General features: G+C 71.1%; 3 protein-coding genes. 1 reads left to right on the forward strand and 2 read right to left on the reverse strand.

All coding sequences use genetic code 11. The features are described 5' to 3' along the window. Positions 1–23: 23 nt before the first annotated feature. Entirely contained in the window at positions 24–350 is a 327-nt protein-coding gene (locus tag CA237_RS19325; protein ID WP_232307945.1) for a DUF6127 family protein, read from the reverse strand. Between the two features lie 20 nt (positions 351–370). Here CA237_RS19325 and CA237_RS19840 point away from each other — a divergent pair, with 20 nt between their 5' ends. Then, entirely contained in the window at positions 371–529 is a 159-nt protein-coding gene (locus CA237_RS19840) for a hypothetical protein (protein WP_157092725.1), read from the forward strand. A 111-nt stretch (positions 530–640) separates the two neighbouring features. Here CA237_RS19840 and CA237_RS19330 read toward each other — a convergent pair whose 3' ends face one another. Then, positions 641–1,762 (reverse strand): phage portal protein, encoded by a 1,122-nt coding sequence (locus CA237_RS19330; RefSeq protein WP_126015315.1) that lies wholly within the window; start codon positions 1,760–1,762, stop codon positions 641–643. Positions 1,763–2,196: the final 434 nt, after the last annotated feature.

Raw genomic sequence — 2,196 nt, forward strand, 5'->3', positions numbered from 1 at the left:
GATCGCGGCGTACCCGGCGAACCTCACCGCGCCCACTCAGGCCACCCGGTCTTGACCGCGATCCCGACCAGCAGCAGCGCGAACGCCATCCGCATCACCCACGCCACCGCCGCCCGCAGCGCCGAGCGCTTGGCATCGCGCCACGCCTTCAACAGCTCGCGCAGCTCCTGCACGTCGCCCGCCGCCGCCGCATCCGACAGCCCGATCCTGGCCATCGCCCGCGTCGCGCCCAGCTCGCCCGCCTCCTCCGCAATCGCGCGCAGCGTCTGCAGGTCGGCGCCATCGTCCGCCGCCTGCCCCATCAACTGCGCCAGCAGCCCCGTATCGCCCATGTCTTGTCTCCCGCTCATGCCCGCGCTAGCCCACGCCCGTGAGACCGCGCCTCCGCATCATCGCCGCCGCCTTCGCCGCGGCGCTCCTCGCCTTCCTGTTCGCGCTGCCGTTCCTCAAAGGGAAACGCTGCCTCGACGCCGGCGGCCGGTTCGACCGCACGACGTTGGTTTGCACGCTGCCCGAGCCGCCGCGCTGATCCCCCTCGCCGCGCACGTCACCCCAGCGCAGGCTGGGGTCTCTCGCGGCAAGCAGACCGAACCCCACCAGGAGATCCCAGCCTTCGCTGGGATGACGCCGGTGGCGAGAATCACATCCCCACCAACGCCCGCTTCTCCTCGGCCGTCAGGAAATCCGCCCCCGCGACCCGCGTCCACAACTGGTCGCGCTCGTCGGAGAGCGCCGGAATCGCCTCGACCTCGATCTCCAGCGCCCCCGTCCCCAGCCAGCCATCGATCCCCTGCCCGATCGCGCCCAGCACCCGGTTGCCCAGCGGCACGATCGTCTGCCGCCACAGCGCCCGGTTCGCCTCGCGATAGTTCGCAAAGGTATTGTCCCCCGGCAGCCCCAGCAGCATCGGCGGCACCCCGAACGCCAGCGCGATCTCGCGCGCCGCCTGCGCCTTCAACCCTACGAAATCCATGTCCGCCGGGGTCAGGCTCATCGCCTGCCATTTCAGCCCGCCGTCGAGCAGCATCGGCCGCCCGGCATTGGCCGCGCCGGCAAAGGCATCGTCCATCTGCGCGCGCAGCCGTTCGAACTGCTCGCCCGACAGCACCCCGCCATCGCCCGGATCATGGACCAACGCGCCCGAAGGCCGCGCGGCATTGTCGAGCAGCGCCTTGTTCCACCGCGCCGCCTGGTTGTGGATCGCCACCGCCCCCGCCGCCACGCCCAGGCACCCCAGCCCATAATGATCGTCCAGCGGATGAAAGCCGCGCAGATGGACCAGCCCCGGCCGACCGCCCTCGCCCTCGCCCAAGATCCGCAGCACCCGCTCGCCCACCCGGTAGCGATAGGCGACCGGCCACCCGGTCGCATCCGCCTCGACCGTCACCCGCTCGGGGCGCAGCGCATAGAGCTCGCCGATCCCGCCCGCGCCATCGTCGATGATCTGGACATAGGCATTGCCGTGCAGCAGCAACTGCGCCGCCACGCTCTCCAGCAAATCCTGCCCCGCCGACCGCGCCGCGACCAAAGCCACGGCCCGCGCGTCGCCCTTCACCGGCAGCGACGCCAGCCCCTCCGCCACGATCCGCACCGCCCGCTGCGCGATCGGATTGCCCAGATACGCCTCGCGCAGCTGCGCCTCATAGCCCTGCGCCCAATCCCCCGCCGCCGGCCCGCTGCCGTCGCGCCACAAGGTCGCGCCACCGCGCGCCAACACCGGACGCACGCCATCGCGCCCGGACCTGCGTCCGAACCATTTCATGTTCGTTCTCCTGTTGCCGGGCCGCGCCCGGTCGGTTTCGATGACGCGGCGACGTTGCCGCGAGCAATGGACGTACCCCCGCGAAGGCGGGGGCCCCGACGCAGGGCTCGCCACAAACCGCGAGTCGATGGCCGTACCCCCGCGAAGGCGGGGGTCCAGAGCCGCAAACGCCACCGCCCATAACCCTGGATCCCCGCCTTCGCGGGGATACGGCGAGAAACGAAGCGAACCACGCCCACCCGTCACCCCGGACTTGATCCGGGGTCCCGCTTCTTCTCCTTCGGTCGAGCCGGCGCGCTTGCGGCGCCCCCTTCTCGACTACGGTTCTCGACAGGCTCGAACCTGCGCTCGAAGCAAACGGGGGAAGAATTCAGAAGGAAAGGGGGCAGACGGGAACGCCAAAGTGCAAGTACCCACCCTCCCCCACCCACCCC

It is taken from the genome of Sphingomonas sp. ABOLH (assembly GCF_003951715.1).
Taxonomy (GTDB): domain Bacteria; phylum Pseudomonadota; class Alphaproteobacteria; order Sphingomonadales; family Sphingomonadaceae; genus Sphingomonas; species Sphingomonas hankookensis_A.

Coding starts and splice junctions, on each gene's coding strand:
- CA237_RS19325 (WP_232307945.1), bottom strand. CDS start 350: ATGAGCGGGAGACAAGACATGGGCGATACGGGGCTGCTGGCGCAGTTG.
- CA237_RS19330 (WP_126015315.1), bottom strand. CDS start 1,762: ATGAAATGGTTCGGACGCAGGTCCGGGCGCGATGGCGTGCGTCCGGTG.